The following is an 18,537-nucleotide window of genomic DNA, read 5'->3' on the forward strand; positions in this document are numbered from 1 at the left end:
CTCTTACCCGCTGACCAGGCATACGTCGTATGCCGAACCAGTGGGGCTCAGATCACTCCTGGAGAAACAGAGGGAGTAGGGGGAAATGTGCGCAAGATAGTGCACCGCCATCTGGGAAAGGTGGTGGCGGGTGCGGCCGTCGCGGTGGCCGGGACGGCCGTGATGGTCGGGATCACCCTTCCGGGCTCGGCGGGGGCCGATGAGAGTTCGGGCGGCCTGCGCGGCGGCAGCCAGGCCGCACAGCAGGCGGGCCAGGGTCAGGGGCAGACGGCCGTCGAGCCCGGTGTCGTCGAGCGGGCCCCGGCCGAGGGCGACAAGGGCACCGGCCGTGACCCGCTGACCGACGACGAGACCAAGCGGGTCGAACAGATCGCGCTGAACCGGCAGTTGCTGACCTCCGGCGAGAACGTCGAGGGGCAGCGCGGCCCGCAGCGCATCAGTGTCGACCTCGCCGACCCGGAGGAGAACGAACTCGACGACCCGAACGCGCCGCGCCGCGCCGACGTCACGTTCTACGACTACAAGGACGACACGCTCGTCACCAAGACGGTCAACCTCGGCAGCGGGAAGGTCGAGCGGACGGACACCCAGCACGGTGTCCAGCCGCCCATCAGCCGCGACGAGATGGTCGAGGCCGCGAAACTGCTGATCGCCGACCCGCTCGGCGCGGGCCTGCGGGCCGACTACAAGGACGCCACCGGCAAGGAACTCACCTCGCCCGACCAGCTGACGCTGAACAGCATGGTCTACCGGGCGACCTCCGGCGCCCAGCCCGCTCTCCTCGCGAAGTGCGGCGAGCACCGCTGCGTGAGGCTGTTCCCGAAGGTCCTGAACGGGTCCTGGATCGATGCCCGTCAACTGGTGATCGATCTGAGCGCTCGCAAGGTCGGCAAGCTCGGCTGAGTCGCGACCGACGCGCTCCCGGCGGCTGAGCCGCCTCCGTTCGCTTTTCCAACCCATCTCCTTCTTTCGCATGCTTTCGCAAGGAGTCTCTTCGTCATGCGCGTGAACAGAATCAGTCGTGCCCGCAGCCGGACGGCGGTCGGTCTCTCGGTGGCCGCACTCGCCGTCGGCGCGACGACGGCCGCGGGTCCGGCCGTCGCCCAGCCCAAGGCCGCGCCCGCGGCGGCCCCCAGCTGCAGCACGGCGTACAAGATCGAGCAGAAGCTCTCCACCGGCACCACCTGGCGCATGTGCTGGCACTACGAGAGCGAGGCCGGGCTCGTCCTGGAGAACATCTCGTACCAGCCCAAGGGCGAGGCCCAGCCGATCAAGGTCCTCACCAGTGCCAAGCTCGGCCAGATCCACGTCCCCTACGACGACGGCAAGGCGGAGTACGACGACCTCACGGGCGCCGGCTTCGGCCAGGGCCTGATGAAGATGGCGCCCGGCGAGTGTCCCGGCGGCACCATCAAGACCGTGAAGATCCCCAACGCCTGGGACCCGCAGCACCCGAACGTCAACGGCCTGTGCACCACCACCCGTTCGCGCGGCCACGCCTACCGCATGGAGGCCGACACGGGCAACAAGGTCTTCCAGACGCAGGGCAAGGACCTGCTGATCTACACCGTCAACAAGGTCGGCTGGTACGAGTACATCAGCGAGTGGCGCTTCCAGGACGACGGCACCATCAGCATGAACATCGGTGCCACCGGCAGCCTCTCGCCCGGCGACTACGACGCGGGCGACGGCCGCGGCTGGCCCATCGGCAAGGGCGCCAAGGCCTACGCCACCAGCCACAGCCACAACGTCTTCTGGCGGCTGGACTTCGGCCTCGACGGCTCCTCCAAGAACAAGGTCGAGCAGTACGACTCCGTGGTCAGCCCGCCCCGCAACGGCAACGAGGGCCCGACCAACAAGACCACCCTCACCAAGGTCACCAAGGAACTCGCGGGCGACGCCGCGAACATGCGCTGGTGGCGCGTCGTCAGCGACACGGGCAAGAACAAGGACGACCACGCCCGCAGTTACGAGATCGTCCCGGGCGCCACCACCAAGTACCTCGGCCGCCCCTTCACCAAGCACGACGTGTACTTCACCGAGTACAAGAAGTGCGAGCAGTTCGCCACCGACAACCTGCTCAACTGCGGTGCCGGAGCGGGCAAGTCCGTCGATAAGTACGTCAACGGACAGACGCTCACCCACCCCATCGTGTGGGTCAACGTGGGCTTCCACCACATAGCGCGCGACGAGGACCAGCAGCCCATGCCCGTCCACTGGCAGGGCTTTTCCATCGCTCCGCGCGACGTCACCGCTATGAATCCGCTCACTCCGCCGGAGCTCGCCGACCAGAACGGGCATGTGGAAAACGGTAGTTGAGAAACGACCTGTCTATCGGGCTGCACCGCCCGCCGCTCCCGGAGTACCCTTCCTTGATCGTTGAGTGGGGCTGACCCACGGAAGAGCTCGGGGGAGCGGAAGGCGGTGCGCGGGTGGGCTCGGGAGGGCTGGAGTTGCCTCCTGGTGACGAGGGTCACGAGGGGAACTCCACAGATGTCCCACCCGGCGCGGTGTCCCTGGCACGGCCGATGGAGATGGGATCCATTGGACCGGAACTGGACTGGGGCGCCGACGCCTGGCGTGAGGTGCGTACGCGCGCCCAGCGAGCCGGCCGTGCCTATATCTGGCTGAACCTGGTCGAACAGCGGCTGCGCGCGGTCGTGGCCGCTGTTCTGCGTCCCATCTACGAACCCGTCCACGGCGACGACTGGGTGGTCGCCGCCGCCGGACCCGCGGGGCAGGAGTGGGTGCAGCGCGCGGTCGCCGTACGCGAAGTCAGCCGCCGCAAGGGCTACCTGCTCGACCCGGCCGACGACAACGTGCTCAGCTTCCTCACCCTGCCGCAGCTGCGCGAGCTGATGGTGCAGCACTGGCCGTGCTTCGAGCCCTACTTCGACGAGCGCCGGGACGTCGAACTCGCGCTGGACGAACTGGAAGTCACCCGGAACGTGGTCTCCCGCAACCGGGCCCTGTCCGAGGCGGTCCTGGGCCAGGCCGAGCGGGCCGCGGCCAAGCTCCTGGAGATCCTCGGCGCCGGCGGCGACGTGCCCTCCGCGCGCCGGCTGCCCGTCGACGCCGTCGAGGACCTGGTCGGTGACCGGTACGCGGACGTGGTCGGCGTGCACTCCGACCGGGTGCGGCTGCTGCGCCAGTTCCCCGCCGAGGACCTCTTCGGCGGCGCACGCCGCCTCGACGCCATCGGCATCGGCCTGAACCTGCTGGTGCAGAACTTCTCCGGGCGGCGGCTCGTACGCCTCGCCGAGACGGGCTGCCGGGTGCGGCTGCTCTTCCTGAACCCCGCATCCAGCGCGGTCAAGCGGCGCGAGCGCGAACTCGGTCTCAAGCGGGGCGAGTTGAGCCGAGCCGTGGAGATGAACATCCTGCACATGCGGCGGGTACGGGCCCGGCTGCGCGACCCCGGCGCGTTCGAGATCCAGGTGTACGACGAGACGCCGCGCTTCACGGCGTACCTCGTCGACGGGGACGGCTCCGACGGCATCGCGATCGTGCAGTCGTATCTGCGCCGCGCCCGCGGTATGGAGGCGCCGGTGCTGGTCCTGCGCGGCGGCGGCCGGGTGGTCAAACCGGACGAGATAGGAGAAGAGGGACTCTTCCCGACGTATCGCGAGGAGTTCGAGGTGGCCTGGGCGGATTCGCGCCCGGTGTCCTGAAACGTCGCCCCGACGCGGGCGTGACGTGGTGTCCGGCGCGGGAAGCGGAACGCGGTCCTCGGACTGTCAGTGGCTCGTGCGATCGTGGAGACCACTGGGGGAAAGCACCACGAAGAAGGGGGGCCGCCCATGGGCTGGCACCGGGAGCTGCTGATCGGCTTCGACCTGGAGACGACCGGGACCGATCCGCGCGAGGCGCGCATCGTCACGGGTGCCGTGATCGAGGTCAAGGACGGAGAGCCGATAGGGCGCCGTGAGTGGCTGGCCGATCCGGGCGTGGAGATTCCGGCGGACGCGGTGGCGGTGCACGGGATCTCGAACGAGCGGGCGGCAGCGGAGGGCAGGCCCGCCGACCAGGTCGCCGACGCGATCGCCGGCGTCCTCACCGGGTACTGGAAGAGCGGCGTCCCGGTCGTGGCGTACAACGCGGCCTTCGACCTGACCCTGCTCTCCGCCGAACTGCGCAGGTACGGGCTGCCGTCGTTGCGCGAGCGGCTCGGCGGGACCGACCCCGCGCCGGTCGTCGACCCGTACACGATCGACCGCTCCGTCGACCGCTACCGCCGAGGCAAGCGCAACCTCGAAGCGGTCTGCACGGAGTACGGCGTGTCGCTGGACGCCGCCCACGACGCCTCGGCCGACGCCCTCGCCGCGGCCCGGCTCGCCCGAGCTATAGCCGACCGCCACCCGAAGGTCGCGGCCCTCGGCCCGGCGGAGCTGCACCGCCGCCAGATCGAGTGGTACGCCGAGTGGGCGGCCGACTTCCAGAGCTTCCTGCGCCGCAAGGGGGAGACGGACGCGGTCGTCGACGGGACATGGCCGATGCGGGACCTGGCGGACCAGAAGGTCTGACCGAACCCGCGCCGTACCCGCGCCGTACCGGGCCCGGTCGGACGGCCCGCGCTGCCCGGGGAGCCCGGAAAGGTCGGCCGGGAAGCGTCAGAAGGGGTACCAGCGCACGGTCTCGTCCCCGTCCCGCAGCGACGCCACCCGTCGCTCGAACTCGGCCAGGGCCTTCGGGTTGCTCGGCGCGTGCTGGGCCACCCAGGCGCAGCTGGCCGTCTCGCGGGCGCCCCGGAGCACCGAGCAGCCCTCCCAAGCGCGCACATCCCAGCCGTAGACCTCGGTAAAGGAGTCGTACGCCTCGGCGGGCAGCCCGTAGCGGTCGCGGGAGAGGGCCATGACCACCAGGTCGTGCTCGCGCAGATCGGCGGAGAAGGTCTCCAGGTCGACCAGGACCGGGCCGTCGGGACCCACGTGCACATTGCGGGGCAGCGCGTCGCCATGGATGGGGCCCGGCGCGAGATGCGGGGTGAGCGCGGCCGCGGCGTCCGCGAAGCCGTCGCGCCGCGCCCGCAGATATGCCGCGTCCGCGGGGTCGATCGCCTCGCCCGCGAGCCGCAGCCAGCGCTCCACCCCGCCCAGCAGCTCGCGGGGCGGCAGGGGGAAGGAGGGGGAGGGCAGCGCGTGCACCACGCGTAGCAGTTCGGCCAAATCCCGCGGCTCGGCGGGGCGTACGGGATCGGGCAGCCGGTGCCACACCGTCACCGGGTGGCCGTCCACCAGCAGAGCCTCGGACTCGGCCGCCCGCACCGCGGGAACGCCCGCCTCGGCGAGCCACGCGGCGATGTCCAGTTCCCGCCGGGCGCGGTCGAGGAGTTCGGCGTCGCGTCCCACCTTGACCACCAGGTCACCGGCGGTGAACACCGCGTTCTCGCCCAGGGCGAGGAGCGTCGCGTCCCGCGCCGGCCCGGGCAGCACCTCGGCCGCGGCCAGTACGTCCCGCGCCCGTGCCTCGTCCATCCTTCGCCTCCGTGTCCTCGCGCACAGCCCGTGCACGACCCTCGTGTACGACCTTCGGGTAAGGCGTCGCGTTCCCGCCATCCGTCGGCCAGTGTCGCATTCGCACAGGTCGGACCGCGTGCGAGGTGTCTTGACGACCTCCGTCTCCGTCAGGACCATGACGGGGGTCGCCGGGACGGCCAGACCGCCACGAGTCGCGCAAAGGAGCCGATTCCATGACATTGGCGAGCGCGACCAGGCGGTCGGCGACGCGCACCCCCGATGCGGGCGGGAGGCGGCGCCCCGTCGACCACGGGGCCTGGTTCCTGGTGCTGCCCGCGCTGATCCCGATCCTGGTGCTCAGCGTCGGGCCGCTGCTCTATGGGATCGCGCTGGCGTTCACCGACGCGCAGTCGGGCCGGACCGCGCCCACACAGTGGATCGGGGCGCTCAACTTCCAGGACCTGCTGCACGACACCCTGTTCTGGGAATCGTTCCGGATCGGACTGCTGTGGGCGGTCGGAGTGACCGTGCCGCAGTTCCTCCTCGCCCTGGGCCTCGCGCTTCTGCTCAACCAGGACCTCCGCCTCCGTCCGCTCGCCCGCGCCCTCGCCATCATTCCCTGGGCCATGCCCGAGGTCGTCGTCGGCATCATGTGGCGGCTCGTCTACAACCCCGACGCGGGCATCCTCAACGAGACCCTGCGCGACCTCGGCCTCGGCGACGGCCACGACTGGCTGAGCGGTCTCGGCACCGCCCTGCCCGCGGTGATCGTCGTCGGCGTCTGGGCGGGCATGCCGCAGACGACGGTCGCCCTGCTCGCCGGGCTGCAGAACACCCCGCGCGAACTCCACGAGGCGGCGGCGGTCGACGGCGCCGGAGCCTGGCGCCGCTTCCGCACGGTCACCTGGCCCGCCCTCCGACCGGTGGCGCTGGCGATCACGGCACTCAACCTGATCTGGAACTTCAACTCGTTCGCCCTGGTCTACGTCCTGACCAACGGCGGACCCGGCGGCCGCACCCGGCTGCCCATGCTCTTCGCCTACGAAGAAGCCTTCCGCTACGGGCAGTTCGGCTACGCGGCGGCCATGGGCTGCGTGATGGTCGCGGTGATCTCGGTGCTCCTCGCCGTCTTCCTCGTGGGCCGTATCAGGGGAGGAGACGAGTCATGAGGACCAGCACCGGAGCCCGCGCCGGACAGTACGTCGCCCTGCTCGCCTATCTCGTCTTCCTCGCCTTCCCTTTCCTCTGGCTGATCTCCACCGCCTTCAAGTCGCCGCGCGAGCTGGGCACTCTGCACCCCACCTGGATCCCCCGGCACCCCACCCTCGCCAACTTCCGCCAGGCCTTCGACGAACAGCCGCTGCTGCACGCCGCGTTGAACTCCCTGCTCGCGGCGCTCGGGGCCGCGCTGATCGCCGTGGTGATCGCGACACCGATGGCATGGGTCATGGCCCGGCGCCGGACGCTGCTCGCGCGGGCCGCGACCGGGTGGGTGGTGGTCAGCCAGGCGTTCCCGTTCGTGCTGGTGATCATCCCGCTGTTTCTGGTGCTGAAGAACCTGCGGCTGATCGACTCCCTGGCCGGGCTGGTGCTGGTGTACGTGGTGTGGTCGCTGCCGTTCGCGCTGTGGATGCTCGTCGGGTATGTACGCGCGGTTCCGACCGAGTTGGAGGAGGCCGCCGCGGTCGACGGCGCCGGGAAGCTCCGGACCCTCGTCTCGGTGACGGCACCCCTGCTCGCCCCCGGCATCGTGGCGACGGCACTGTTCGCGTTCGTCACCGCGTGGAACGAGTTCTTCTTCGCGCTGGTCCTGCTCAAGACCCCGGAGAAACAGACCCTGCCGGTCGTCCTCACCCACTTCATCGGCGCGGAGGGCGTCGCCGACCTCGGCCCGCTGGCCGCCGCCGCGTTCCTCGCGACTCTGCCCTCCCTGGTCGTCTTCGCGCTGATCCAACGCCGGATCACGGGCGGCATGCTCACCGGGGCGGTGAAGAGCTGATGCGACCCAAGTGGATCATCGTCCTCGTCGTGGGCCTGCTCCTCGCCGGCTGCACGGGCGGCGGCGGAAACGGCTCGGCGGGCGGCCGGATCATCCTCCGCTTCCAGTCCCTGGCCTGGCAGGAGGAGTCCGTCACCGCCAACAAGGAGTTGGTGAAGGAGTGGAACGCCACCCATCCGGACGTCGAGGTCGAGTACGTGCAAGGCAGTTGGGACAGCGTCCACGACCAGCTGCTCACCTCCTTCGAGGGCGGTGAGGCGCCGGACATCATCCACGACGCCTCCGACGACCTCGCGGACTTCGCCTACGGCGGCTACCTCGCCGACCTCCGGGACCTGCTGCCCGCCCGGCTCAAGTCCGACATCCCGCAGCGCAGTTGGGAGACGGCGACCTTCGGGGACGGGATCTACGGCGTGCCGTTCCTCCAGGAACCGCGGGTGATCGTCGCCAACGCGACCTGGCTGAGGAAGGCGGGCGTACGCATTCCGACCCCCGAACATCCGTGGAGCTGGCCGGAGTTCAGGGCCGTCACTCGGCGGCTGAGCGGGGACGGCAAGTACGGCGTGGCCTGGCCGCTCAAGGAGCCCGTGTCCGCCACGCTCAACCTGTCCCTGTCGGCGGGCGGTGAACTCTTCCACCGGGGCGCGGACGGCAAGGTGGCGGTGCGCTTCGACGCGGCCGACCAGGTCGTACCGCGCACGATCCACGACCAGGCGGACGTGGACCACAGCGCCTCACCCACGACGCTCGGGAGCGGCGGCTCGGACACCCTGCCCGGGTTCTTCGGCGGGAAGTACGCGATGGTGCCGCTCGGGTTCTCCTACCGCCAGCAGATCGTGCAGCAGGCGCCGAAGGGTTTCGACTGGCAGGTGCTGCCCGCCCCGGCCGGTGCGGACGGGCTCGCCCAGGGCGTCAGCCCGCAGACGCTGTCCATTGCCGCCGACAGCCCGCACAAGAAGGAGGCCGCCGCGTTCATCGACTTCCTGCTCCGGCCGGAGAACATGGTCCGCCTCGCCCTCGGCGACTGGATGCTGCCCACGGGGACCGAGGCGCTCAAGGACCCCGCCCTGCACACCGCCAAGGACGGCTGGGCGACCGGCGCCGCCCTCGCCTCCCACCTCCGCCCGGCCCCCGCCCAGTCCGTGCGCGGCTATCCCGAGTGGAAGGACAAGGTGGCGACCCCCGCGTTCCAGGAGTACTACAGCGGGGCGATCGGGCTCGCCGAGCTGAGAAAGCGGCTGGTGAGGGACGGGAACCTGGTGCTGGCCCGCTATCAGAGGTGATAGGGCGGGGCCGGAGGTGAGGGGCGGGGCCGGAGGTGAGGGGGCGGGGCCGGTCCCGAGCCGGCGGTGGCCGTCGGCACGAGCGAAAACAGGTTGGACGAGACGTCTCGTCTTGTCTAGGGTCGTCGCATGACCACCCGCCCCGCCCACATCGCCATGTTCTCCATCGCCGCCCACGGACACGTGAACCCGAGCATCGAGGTGATCCGCGAGCTCGTGGCGCGCGGTCATCGCGTGACGTACGCGATTCCGCCCGCCTTCGCCGAGAAGGTCGCCGAGACGGGGGCCGAGCCGAGGCTCTGGCATTCGACCCTGCCCACGGACGACGATCCGGAGGCCTGGGGGACCGAGCTGATCGACAACATCGAGCCGTTCCTGACCGACGCGCTGCAGGCCGAGCCGCAACTCGCGGCGGCCTACGAGGGCGACGAACCGGACCTTGTGCTGTACGACATCACCGCGTACCCGGCCCGGGTGCTCGCCCACCGCTGGGGCGTCCCGATCGTGCAGCTCTCCCCGAACCTCGTCGCCTGGGAGGGGTATGACGAGGAGGTCGGCAAACCGCTGTTCGAGCCGCTCAAGCAGACCCCGCGCGGCAAGGCGTTCTACGACACCTTCGCGCGCTGGATCGCGGAGAACGGCATGGACCTGAGCGTCGAGGACTTCATGGGCCGCCCCGACCGGTGCCTCGTCCTCATCCCCAAGGCTCTCCAGCCGAACGCCGACCGCGTCGACGAGAAGCGGTACACCTTCGTCGGCGCCTGTCAGGGCGAGCGCGCCGCGCAGGGGGACTGGCGGCGGCCCGCCGACGCCGAGAAGGTCCTGCTCGTGTCCCTGGGCTCCAGCTTCACCAAGCAGCCCGCCTTCTACCGCGCGTGCGTCGAGGCCTTCGGAGGGCTTCCGGGCTGGCACGTCGTGCTGCAGATCGGTCGCTTCGTCGACCCCGCGGAGCTGGGGGAGGTGCCCGGCAACGTGGAGGTCCACCCGTGGGTGCCCCAGCTCGCGATCCTCCGCCAGGCCGACGCGTTCATCACGCACGCCGGTGCGGGCGGCAGCCAGGAGGGGCTGGCCACCGGCACCCCGATGGTCGCCGTACCGCAGGCCGTCGACCAGTTCGGCAACGCCGACATGCTCCAGGCGCTGGGCGTGGCCCGCCACCTGCCGATGACGGAGGCGACGGCCGAGACCCTGCGGGAGGCGGTCCTCGCCCTGGTCGAGTATCCCGAGGTGGCGCGCCGCCTGGCGATGATCCGGGAGGAGATGGCGGGGGAGGGCGGCACCGGGCGCGCGGCCGACCTCATCGAGGCCGAGCTGCGCCTGCGCCAGGCGTAGACCCGACGCACGGCAACGTGGCCGGGGCGTGTGCGCCCCGGCCACGTACGACCTCATCGTGCGGAGATCAGACGCGGCCCCGGCCACGTACGACCTCACCGTGCGGAGATCAGACGCCCACCTTCTCGCCCTCGACCGCCGGCGGTCCGGACGCGGCCTCCGGCGACTCGTCGTGGGTGAAGTCCGGCAGCCGGTTCAGCCACTTCGGCAGATACCAGTTGCGCTCGCCGAGCAGCGCCATCACGGCCGGCAGCAGCACCCCGCGGATGATCGTCGCGTCGATGAGCACCGCGGCCGCCAGGCCCACACCCATCTGCTTCATGGACTGCATGGACAGCGTCCCGAAGATCGCGAAGACGGCGACCATGATGACGGCGGCGCTGGTGACGACACCGGCCGTCGTGACCACCCCGTGCCGGATCGCGTCCTTGGTGTCCCGGCCCCGCAGCCGCGCCTCACGGATCCGCGAGACCACGAACACGTGGTAGTCCATCGAGAGCCCGAAGAGGATCACGAAGAGGAACAGCGGCAGCCAGGTGATGATGGCACCCACGCCCTCCGCGCCGACCAGCGAGGCGCCCCAGCCGTGCTGGAAGACGGCGACCAGGATGCCGTAGGCCGCCGCGACCGACAGGAGGTTGAGCACGATCGAGGTGATCGCGATCGTCAGCGAGCGGAACGAGAGCAGCATCAGCAGGAAGGCGAAGACGACCACGAACGCGAAGACCGGGGCCACCGAGCCCAGCAACTGGTCACTGAAGTCGTGCGATCCGGCGACCTGTCCGGTGATCGGCGCCTGGACGCCGTCGACCTTGCCGAGCGTGTCGGGCCGCACCTTGTCGCGCAGCAGCTGAAGGCTCTTCTCCGCCTTGTCCTGGTCGGAGCCGCCCACGAGGGGCACGTACACGAAGGCGACGTTCTGCGCCGCGTGCACCTTGATGTCGACCGGGCCGCGCGAGGCACCCGAACTGATGGCCTGCGTACGGAAGTCGGCGAGCGCGGCCTTCACGTCGGCGGCGTTGATGTCGTGCGCCTTGACGACCACCTCGGCCGGCTCGGAGCCGCCCGGGAAGGCGTCGTTGACCCGGTTGTACGTCCCCACGATCGCCAGCGAGTTGCCGAACTCCTTGTCCAGCGTCAGCTGTTGCGTCTTCATGCCGAGGGCGGGAGCGGCGATGGCCAGCAGCGCACCGGCCGCGACGACCAGCGAGACGGCGGGCTTGGCGAGTACGACCCGCAGCACCGCGCTCCAGAACCGGCTGCCCTCCTCGGCGGACCGGACGCGCTTGCCCCTGGCCCGCCGCTTGTCCGGGTGCAGGAACGGCAGGCGGCCCTTCTCGACCCGCTCGCCGAGCAGCGAGAGCAGCGCGGGCAGCACGGTGACCGAGCCGACCATGGCGACCGCCACGACCATCAGCGAGGCCAGCCCCATCGCCTCGAACTCGGCGAGCCCGGTGAAGAGCATGCCGGCCATCGCCACGCACACCGTGACACCGGAGACGACGATGGCGCGGCCACTGGTGGCGGCGGCGATCCGCAGCGCGGCCCCGGCGTCCCGGCCGGCCTCGCGCTCCTCACGCTCGCGGCGCAGATAGAACAGGCAGTAGTCGACGCCGACGGCCAGACCCACCAGGAGCATCACGGAGTTGGCGGTGTCGCTCATCGGCTGGAGGTGGCTGACGATGCCCATCAGGCCCATCGTCGCCATGATCGCGGTGAGCGCGAGCGCCACCGGGAGCAGCGCCGCCACCAGGGCGCCGAAGGCGATCAGCAGAATACCGAGGGCCACCGGCACCGCGGAGTACTCGGCCTTCTTGAAGTCGTCGCCGAACGCGTCCGAGAAGGTCTTCTGCATGCTGGCGCCGCCGATCTCCTCGATCCGCAGCCCCGCATGGTCCTTCTGGACACCCTTGACGGCGTTCAGCACCGGCTCGACGCGGTCGCCCGCGGTGTCCGCGTCGCCCCGCATGTCGAACTGCACGAGCGCGCTGCGCCCGTCCCTGGAGATCGTCTTCGTGTCGTACGGGGAGGTCACGTCCGTGACCTTGCCGGTCCCCTCGACGGCCTTGACGACGGCGGTGACGGCGGCGCGGAAGTCGGCGTCCGTCGCCTTGACGTTCGCGTCCTTCCCCTGGATCAGGACGCTCTCACCGGCCGGGGCCTTGATCCCCGAGTCCTCGATGATCTTCGCGGCGGTGTGTGTCTCGCCCTTGAGCTGATCGCTCTCCTTGACGTCGACGCGGCCCGCCGCCGAGCCGAGCCCCATCGCCAGGACGACGAACAGCACCCAGATTCCCACGGCGGCCCATCGGTGCCGGGCGCTCCAGCCGCCTGCCCGCGCGGCGATGCCCCGCACCCGTATGTCTCCGTTCCCCATGACGGGCCAGCCCCCTTGTGCACGGTGACAGCCCCCTGCCGTCACCTCTGCTTATGAAGGTAGGGGTCGGATAAGAACGTCTCCTCGTGCTGCCCGGTGAACCGCGGGACCTCCGGCTCCTCCCCTCGGACCCCGTCGTCTCCGCACTGGGGAGGACAGGGGCCCCTTACACCTATCCGGGCCTCTCGGGGATCCGGATCAGGTGCGCTCGCCGATCGGAACCGGGGTGCGGGTGTTGATCCGCCTGGGCCCGACGGCCGTCCTATGGTGTGCGGATGACGACGACGTACGCGGCACTGCTGCGCGGGATCAACGTGGGCGGCAACAAGAAGGTGCCGATGGCCGAGCTGCGCACACTGATCGAGGAACTCGGCCACGGCGACGTACAGACGTATCTCCAGAGCGGCAACGCCGTCTTCTCCACCGACCGCGGGGACGAGGACTCCCTGGCGGCCGAGTTGGCCGAGGCCATGGAGAAGCACTTCGGCTTCGGCGTCGGCGTACTGGTCCGCGACCACGCCTATCTGAGCGCCGTACGGGAGGCGTGCCCGTTCCCGGCCGCCGAACTGGAGGCCAAGCAGCTGCACGTCACCTACTTCTCGGACCCCGTCGACGCCGAGCGCTTCGCCTCCGTCGACCCGGCGGTGTTCCTGCCGGAGGAGTTCCGCCTCGGCGACCGGGCGCTCTACCTGTACGCACCCGACGGCCTGGGACGCTCCAAGCTCGCCGAGGCCCTGTCGAAGCCGCGGCTCCTCAAGGGCGTCACCGCCACCACCCGCAACTGGAACACGGTCGTCAAACTCGAGGAGCTGACCGGTGCCTGAGCACAACCCCGCCGTGGAGGCCGCCATCATGGGCGAACTGAGGCTGCTCGACGCGGAGGTCCGCCGCTCGCCGGAGCGGCTCGGAGCGCTGCTCCACCCCGACTTCTACGAGTTCGGCAGCTCCGGGCGGCTGTGGGACCGCGCCTCCGTCCTCGCCGAACTGACCGGCAAGGACGTGCCCGGGTCGCGGCCCCTCACCGCCTCGCGGATGAAGGGCGTCCAGCTCGCACCGGACCTGGTCCACCTCACCTTCGACACGGAGGAGGACAGCGGCCGCCGCGTGCACCGGAGTTCGCTGTGGCGGCGGACGGAGGACGGCTGGCGCCTGTACTTCCACCAGGGCACACCGTTCAGGCCCGAGCCAGAGTGACCTTTCGTACGCCGCCATAGGTGGTGTACGAGACGATCTCGTCCGGGACCGTCAGCCTCGGGTCCCGGTACAGGCGTCGCAGCTCGTCCTCGCAGCCCGCCGCGGCGACGGAGTCGATCAGGGCGAGCTCGTCCGCGTCGAGCGCGGCGTCGTCGAGGATCTCCGGGCCCCAGGCGTCCCAGGGCAGTAGTTCGACGCCGTTGAGGGCGGCCAGGTCGCGCAGGACGTCGGCGCGGACGAACCACAGGCCGTGATACGACAGGCCCTCGATCCCGTTGAGGTCGAACACGCCGAACCTCCGGGGGTCGGCTCCGCCCTCGCGGCACGCCCGCCAGGCGTCGGTGGCCACCAGGAACTGGTCGCGGGGCACGTCCATCGGGTCGAAGCCCATGTCGTACTCGTGGTGGACCTGCGGGTCGGCCAGCCGCCAACTGCCGTCCGGCAGACGGTACTCGGTGACCCAGTGGTCGGCGTAGTACGCGTCGAAGTACCGGGCGAAGCCACAACGGAGCCGGGCGGCCGTCCCCGTGGCCCGCAGGAGGGAGCAGTGCAGCAGCGCGAAGTCCCGGCACGTGCCCACGAACCGCTCCGCGGGCGCCCGCCGTTCGGTGAGCGGCGCGTCACCGCGCTCCGCGAGGATCCGCAGCACCTCCGACGCGTAACGCGACTCCGCGTCCGCGTGCACCCGTTCCTCGGGGATGGCGTAGTCGAAGCGCGGACCCTCGCCCCGATGGATGATCAGATCTCTGACGACACGGGCGAGTTGCCCCGGATCACGGGGCAGCCCGCCGAGGTCCAGGGCGTCGCCCGGATCGCTGTACGGCGTCTGCTTCAGGTACTGGTCCATGCCCGGGATCCTCGTCCTTGCCCCAGGGGCAGGGTCAACCCAGCGCCGCCATGTCCTCGGCGGTGAGCCGCACCGCGCCCGCGTCGAGGTTCTCCTCCAGATGGGCGAGGGATCCCGTGCCCGGGGTCGGGCACAGCACCGGGGAGCGGTGCAGCAGCCAGGCCAGGGCGATCTGCCCCACTGTCGCCCCGTGCGCGGCGGCGATCCGGGCGCACGCCGGGTCGGCGGTGAGGGAGCCGTTGCCCAGCGGGAACCAGGGCAGGAAGGCGATGCCGCGCGCCTCGCACAGCTTCAGCAGCGGCTCCGAGTCGCGGTCGAGCAGGTTGAAGCGGTTCTGGACCGAGGCGATGTCGGTCAACTCCATCGCCTCTTCGAGCTGTTCGGCGGTGACGGAGTCGAGCCCGATGTGCCGGATCTTGCCCTCCGCGCGCAACTCGTCGAGCGCGCCCAGCTGGTCGGCCATCGGCACGGCCGGGTCGAGCCGGTGCAACTGGTAGAGATCGATCGCCTCGAGTCGCAGCCGCCGCAGGCTCGCCTCACACATCGCCCGCAACCGCTCCGGCCGCCCGTCGACGTGCCAGGCGCGGTCGCCGGTGCGCACGACACCGCCCTTGGTCGCGATCAACAGGCCCTCGGCGTACGGGTACAGGGCCTCGGCTACCAGCTCCTCGGCGATCGAGGGACCGTAGTTGTCGGCGGTGTCGACGAGGGTGACCCCGCGCCCGACGGCCCGCCGCAGCACGGCCACCGCGTCCCGGGCGTCCCCGCGCGGCCCCCAGTAGCCGGGACCGGTCAACTGGGCGGTGCCGTAGCCGAGCCGCCGCACCGGCTCCCCGCCGAGTGCAAAGTCCGGCGAGAAGCCTGCTGCGGAGTCGGTGGCAGATCTTCCCGGAACCATTTCATGGAGGGTACACGCGACTGTGCGGGCTCGTTTCAGGCGTTACCTGGATTCATCCGCAGCGCACCGGTCTTGAGGCGGGTGGTGAAGCGGATCACGTGATTGCGGTGCGGAGCGCCGCGGAAGTGTCCCGGCGGAGTTGGGGGAGCGCTCCGTCCAGGCTACCGAATCGTTGCGGCAGATCCGGATTCGACCGATCGGGTACTGAGTGTCGGTGGTGGGTGTTAGCGTCCGGATCATGCAGCTGCGGTATGCCTTCCGTCTCGACCCGGGTCCGCGCCAGCGCGTTGCGCTGGCGCGGGCGTTCGGGTGTGCGCGGGTGGTGTACAACGACGCGGTCGCCGCCCGTGAGCGGGCCCGGAGGGAGGGCGCCGCGTACCCGGGTGCGGCTGAACTGTCGAAGGCGCTGATCACCCGGGCGAAGACCATGCCGGAGCGGGCTTGGCTGTCCGAGGTGTCGGCGGTGGTGTTGCAGCAGGCATTGCGGGATGTCGAGCGTGCTTACACCAACTTCTTCTCCTCCCTCAAAGGCGCGCGGCAGGGGGCGCGGGTGGGGGCGCCGCGTTTCAAGTCGAAGCGCGATGCCCGACAGACGATCCGGTTCACTGCCAATGCCCGCTGGAAGATCACCGAGGCGGGGCGGCTGCTCCTGCCGAAGATCGGCGAGGTGCGGGTGAAGTGGTCCCGCACTCTGCCGTCCGTTCCTTCGAGCGTGACGGTGATCCGCGATGCGGCTGGGCGGTTCTTCGCCTCCTTTGTGGTGGAGACCGACCCGAATGCAGATCTGGCGCGGATGCCCGGGGCCTATGACCTGCCGAGTGTCGGGATCGACCTGGGACTGACCCATTTTGCGGTCTTGTCCGACGGGACGAAGATCGACAGCCCGCGATTTCTGCGGCGGGCGGAGAAGAAGTTGAAGAAGACCCAGAAAGAGCTGTCCCGCAAGCAGAAGGGCAGCAGGAACCGGGAGAAGGCCCGCCTCCGAGTCGCCCGCGCGCATGCGCAGGTGGTCGATGCCCGCCGGGAGTTCCACCACCAGCTCTCCACCCAGTTGATCCGCGAGAACCAAGCGGTCGCGGTGGAGGACCTGGCGGTCAAGGGGCTCGCGCGCAGCCGGCTCGGCAAGTCCGTCCATGACGCCGGATGGGCGTCTTTCCTGGCGATGCTGGAGTACAAGGCGCAGCGGTACGGGCGCGCGTTTGTGAAGGTCGGCCGGTTCGAGCCGACCAGTCAGGTGTGCTCGGTCTGCGGCATCAAGGACGGGCCCAAACCTCTGCACGTACGGGAGTGGACCTGCACGTACTGCGGTGCCCGGCACGACCGGGACCACAACGCCGCCAAGAACGTCAAACAGGCCGCCGGACTGGCGGTGACAGCCTGTTGAGCGCAGGTAAGACCAGAACCTAAGGTTCCGGCGCAGCGCGAAGAAGCAGGAAGCCACGGAATCCGGTCCGGTGCCGTGCCGCTATGTGGCACGGCACCGGACCGGAAGGCCGGAATCCTTGGGCTTTAGCCCGAGGAGCAGGTCAAATCATCATCGGAGCGGGAGCGGTCGATGGCACCATCGAGGCCGACCTCAACGGCGAGATCGTCCTCCTCGGCCGGCTGCACGGTGTGCCGACCCCGCTCAACGAGCTGCTCCAGCGGCTCGCGAACACCTTCGCGCGCGAGCGCAGGGCGGCGGGGTCACTGCCGGTCGCGGAGCTCGTACGCCTGGCCGACGAGGCTGTCGCGTTTGTTCAAGAGGAGCGCGCGCCGCGTCCCTAGCGTGGAGCGCATGAGCAATCCGTACAAGAACGTGCACCCGTACATGGTGGAATGCGCCGCCGAGGCCGCCCGGGTGGCCGGCGGTGTCACGACGGCGCGGCTGGCGGAGCCCGGTCCCACGCACTGCCCGGACTGGGACCTGCGCACCCTGGTGAACCACTGGGTCCTCTACACCTCGCACGGCCTGGAGCACCGTGCGCTGCGCGAGCAGCTCTCCGAGGAGCTGACCGGCCGGGACTTCACGGCGGATCCCGGCTGGGCGCGGGCGTACGCCGAGCAGCTCGACCGCGCCGTGGCCGCCTGGGACGACCCCGCGGTGTGGGAGGGCGAGGTCGACCTCGGGATGGCGAAGATGTCCGCCGCCGACATCGCCTCGATGATCGTCAAGGAGATGGCCGTGCACGGCTGGGACGTCGCGACGGCCACCGGCCAGGAGTTCCGGATCTCGGACGGCGCGGCCCGGTTCGTTCTGGACGTCGTCGACACGCACGCCGACCTCTACCGCCAGTACGACGGCTTCGCCGACCCGGTGCCGGTGTCCGACGACGCGCCCGTCTTCGAGCGTGCCCTCGCCCACAGCGGCCGCAACCCGCATCTGGCCCGCACGGCAATGGACCAGTGATTGAGAGCGGAATTGGGCCGTGTTCCTGTGCCACTGAGTGGCTAGCCTCGTCGGTATGACGAACCCGAGGACGGACGACTCACCCACCCGCGTCGACTTCTACTTCGACCCGACCTGCCCCTTCGCCTGGATCACCTCACGCTGGATGCTGGAGGTCGAGCGTGCCCGCCCGCTCGACCTCCGCTTCCGCGTGATGAGCCTCCACCTGCACAACCTGGGCAATGAACTCCCTCACTGGTACCGGGAGTTGGTGGAAAAGTCCGTCGGCCCCGTACGGGTCGCGGTGGCCGCCGCCGAACAGCACGGCGAGAAGGTGCTGCGCGACCTCTACACCGCCTTCGGCACCCGCATCCACGACCGAGGGGTCGAGGACTTCGACGCCGTGGTCGCCGACTCCCTCGCCGAGCTTGGTCTCCCGGCCGAGTTGGCCGCCGCGGCCCACGACTCCGCGTACGACGAGGCGGTACGCCGCAGTCACGAGGCAGGCCGGGAGCCCGGTTCGGACGGCTATGTGGGGACCCCCACCCTCCACGTCGACGGAACGGTGTGGTTCGGCCCCGTCCTGCGGGCCGTTCCGCGGGGCGAGCGCGCGGCGGAGCTCTTCGACAGTTTCCGTGTCCTCGCCGCCCACCCGGACTTCTTCGAGCTCAAGCGGACGAGGACGGGAGGACTGTCCTTCGACTGAACAGGGATCTGGAATATGAACGCTGCTCGGATGAATGGGTGTCCAGTAGAAGGGAGTTGGGCCGTTCTCTGCCGCAT

The 18,537-nt window shown here is 70.2% G+C and carries 16 protein-coding genes and 2 pseudogenes; 14 read left to right on the plus strand and 4 right to left on the minus strand.

Annotation, left to right across the window (positions count from 1 at the left end; translation table 11 throughout):
• Window positions 1-87: 87 nt before the first annotated feature.
• From FNV62_RS38190 to FNV62_RS38205, 4 genes are all read left to right on the plus strand, one after another.
• A complete protein-coding gene (locus FNV62_RS38190) occupies window positions 88-903 on the plus strand; it encodes a Tat pathway signal sequence domain protein (RefSeq protein ID WP_097286645.1) in 816 nt (271 codons plus the stop codon).
• A 96-nt stretch (window positions 904-999) separates the two neighbouring features.
• Complete coding sequence (locus tag FNV62_RS38195) at window positions 1,000-2,319, plus strand: copper amine oxidase (protein WP_143603223.1); 1,320 nt, start codon at window positions 1,000-1,002, stop codon at window positions 2,317-2,319.
• 113 nt (window positions 2,320-2,432) lie between these two features.
• Window positions 2,433-3,671: an SAV2148 family HEPN domain-containing protein gene (locus FNV62_RS38200; RefSeq protein WP_054234120.1), complete on the plus strand. Its 1,239-nt coding sequence runs from the start codon at window positions 2,433-2,435 to the stop codon at window positions 3,669-3,671.
• Window positions 3,672-3,800: 129 nt separating this feature from the next.
• Entirely contained in the window at window positions 3,801-4,523 is a 723-nt protein-coding gene (locus tag FNV62_RS38205; RefSeq protein ID WP_054234119.1) for a 3'-5' exonuclease, read from the plus strand.
• An 87-nt stretch (window positions 4,524-4,610) separates the two neighbouring features.
• Here FNV62_RS38205 and FNV62_RS38210 read toward each other — a convergent pair whose 3' ends face one another.
• Entirely contained in the window at window positions 4,611-5,474 is an 864-nt protein-coding gene (locus FNV62_RS38210) for a phosphotransferase enzyme family protein (protein ID WP_143656073.1), read from the minus strand.
• Window positions 5,475-5,689: 215 nt separating this feature from the next.
• Between FNV62_RS38210 and FNV62_RS38215 the strand changes: the two genes are divergently transcribed.
• The 4 genes from FNV62_RS38215 (at window position 5,690) to mgt (ending at window position 10,070) form a co-directional block, all read left to right on the plus strand.
• Window positions 5,690-6,625 carry a carbohydrate ABC transporter permease gene (locus FNV62_RS38215; RefSeq protein ID WP_143603224.1) on the plus strand — a complete coding sequence of 312 codons (936 nt, stop codon included), beginning with the start codon at window positions 5,690-5,692 and terminating at the stop codon, window positions 6,623-6,625.
• Window positions 6,622-7,455, plus strand: a complete 834-nt coding sequence (locus tag FNV62_RS38220) for a carbohydrate ABC transporter permease (protein ID WP_143603225.1) — start codon at window positions 6,622-6,624, stop codon at window positions 7,453-7,455. Before FNV62_RS38215 ends, FNV62_RS38220 begins: the two co-directional genes overlap by 4 nt.
• On the plus strand, window positions 7,455-8,738 hold the full coding sequence (locus FNV62_RS38225) for an ABC transporter substrate-binding protein (RefSeq protein ID WP_143628491.1): 1,284 nt from the start codon (window positions 7,455-7,457) through the stop codon (window positions 8,736-8,738). The genes FNV62_RS38220 and FNV62_RS38225 overlap by 1 nt, the downstream gene beginning before the upstream one ends.
• Window positions 8,739-8,867: 129 nt before the next feature.
• Window positions 8,868-10,070, plus strand: a complete 1,203-nt coding sequence (gene mgt, locus FNV62_RS38230) for a macrolide-inactivating glycosyltransferase (protein ID WP_143628492.1) — start codon at window positions 8,868-8,870, stop codon at window positions 10,068-10,070.
• Window positions 10,071-10,179: 109 nt separating this feature from the next.
• Here mgt and FNV62_RS38235 read toward each other — a convergent pair whose 3' ends face one another.
• Window positions 10,180-12,447 (minus strand): MMPL family transporter, encoded by a 2,268-nt coding sequence (locus tag FNV62_RS38235; protein WP_054234113.1) that lies wholly within the window; start codon window positions 12,445-12,447, stop codon window positions 10,180-10,182.
• A gap of 275 nt (window positions 12,448-12,722) precedes the next feature.
• On the opposite strand from FNV62_RS38235, the gene FNV62_RS38240 reads away from it, so the two are divergent.
• Both FNV62_RS38240 and FNV62_RS38245 read left to right on the plus strand, forming a co-directional pair.
• Window positions 12,723-13,271, plus strand: a complete 549-nt coding sequence (locus FNV62_RS38240; RefSeq protein ID WP_143628495.1) for a DUF1697 domain-containing protein — start codon at window positions 12,723-12,725, stop codon at window positions 13,269-13,271.
• The gene (locus tag FNV62_RS38245) at window positions 13,264-13,641 is read left to right on the plus strand and encodes a DUF4440 domain-containing protein (protein WP_143628497.1); all 378 of its coding nucleotides are present in this window, start codon (window positions 13,264-13,266) and stop codon (window positions 13,639-13,641) included. The genes FNV62_RS38240 and FNV62_RS38245 overlap by 8 nt, the downstream gene beginning before the upstream one ends.
• Here FNV62_RS38245 and FNV62_RS38250 read toward each other — a convergent pair.
• Entirely contained in the window at window positions 13,622-14,488 is an 867-nt protein-coding gene (locus FNV62_RS38250) for a transglutaminase-like domain-containing protein (protein ID WP_143628498.1), read from the minus strand. The two genes, FNV62_RS38245 and FNV62_RS38250, sit on opposite strands and share 20 nt — an antisense overlap.
• 34 nt (window positions 14,489-14,522) lie before the next feature.
• Entirely contained in the window at window positions 14,523-15,386 is an 864-nt protein-coding gene (locus FNV62_RS38255; protein ID WP_143628500.1) for an aldo/keto reductase, read from the minus strand.
• 238 nt (window positions 15,387-15,624) lie between these two features.
• Between FNV62_RS38255 and FNV62_RS38260 the strand changes: the two are divergent.
• From FNV62_RS38260 to FNV62_RS38275, 4 genes and pseudogenes are all read left to right on the plus strand, one after another.
• Window positions 15,625-16,767: pseudogene (locus FNV62_RS38260) on the plus strand (RNA-guided endonuclease InsQ/TnpB family protein); the annotation flags it as partial.
• Between the two features lie 173 nt (window positions 16,768-16,940).
• Window positions 16,941-17,153: pseudogene (locus tag FNV62_RS38265) on the plus strand (ketopantoate reductase family protein); the annotation flags it as partial.
• Between the two features lie 10 nt (window positions 17,154-17,163).
• Window positions 17,164-17,775 (plus strand): TIGR03086 family metal-binding protein, encoded by a 612-nt coding sequence (locus FNV62_RS38270; protein WP_143609454.1) that lies wholly within the window; start codon window positions 17,164-17,166, stop codon window positions 17,773-17,775.
• 55 nt (window positions 17,776-17,830) lie between these two features.
• Entirely contained in the window at window positions 17,831-18,460 is a 630-nt protein-coding gene (locus FNV62_RS38275; RefSeq protein WP_143609455.1) for a DsbA family protein, read from the plus strand.
• Window positions 18,461-18,537 lie beyond the last annotated feature (77 nt).

Source organism: Streptomyces sp. RLB3-17, assembly GCF_007113425.2.
Taxonomy (GTDB): Bacteria; Actinomycetota; Actinomycetes; order Streptomycetales; family Streptomycetaceae; genus Streptomyces; species Streptomyces mirabilis_D.

Coding starts and splice junctions, on each gene's coding strand:
- FNV62_RS38195 (WP_143603223.1), top strand. CDS start 1,000: ATGCGCGTGAACAGAATCAGTCGTGCCCGCAGCCGGACGGCGGTCGGT.
- FNV62_RS38205 (WP_054234119.1), top strand. CDS start 3,801: ATGGGCTGGCACCGGGAGCTGCTGATCGGCTTCGACCTGGAGACGACC.
- FNV62_RS38210 (WP_143656073.1), bottom strand. CDS start 5,474: ATGGACGAGGCACGGGCGCGGGACGTACTGGCCGCGGCCGAGGTGCTG.
- FNV62_RS38215 (WP_143603224.1), top strand. CDS start 5,690: ATGACATTGGCGAGCGCGACCAGGCGGTCGGCGACGCGCACCCCCGAT.
- FNV62_RS38220 (WP_143603225.1), top strand. CDS start 6,622: ATGAGGACCAGCACCGGAGCCCGCGCCGGACAGTACGTCGCCCTGCTC.
- FNV62_RS38225 (WP_143628491.1), top strand. CDS start 7,455: ATGCGACCCAAGTGGATCATCGTCCTCGTCGTGGGCCTGCTCCTCGCC.
- mgt (WP_143628492.1), top strand. CDS start 8,868: ATGACCACCCGCCCCGCCCACATCGCCATGTTCTCCATCGCCGCCCAC.
- FNV62_RS38235 (WP_054234113.1), bottom strand. CDS start 12,447: ATGGGGAACGGAGACATACGGGTGCGGGGCATCGCCGCGCGGGCAGGC.
- FNV62_RS38240 (WP_143628495.1), top strand. CDS start 12,723: ATGACGACGACGTACGCGGCACTGCTGCGCGGGATCAACGTGGGCGGC.
- FNV62_RS38250 (WP_143628498.1), bottom strand. CDS start 14,488: ATGGACCAGTACCTGAAGCAGACGCCGTACAGCGATCCGGGCGACGCC.
- FNV62_RS38255 (WP_143628500.1), bottom strand. CDS start 15,386: ATGGTTCCGGGAAGATCTGCCACCGACTCCGCAGCAGGCTTCTCGCCG.
- FNV62_RS38270 (WP_143609454.1), top strand. CDS start 17,164: ATGAGCAATCCGTACAAGAACGTGCACCCGTACATGGTGGAATGCGCC.
- FNV62_RS38275 (WP_143609455.1), top strand. CDS start 17,831: ATGACGAACCCGAGGACGGACGACTCACCCACCCGCGTCGACTTCTAC.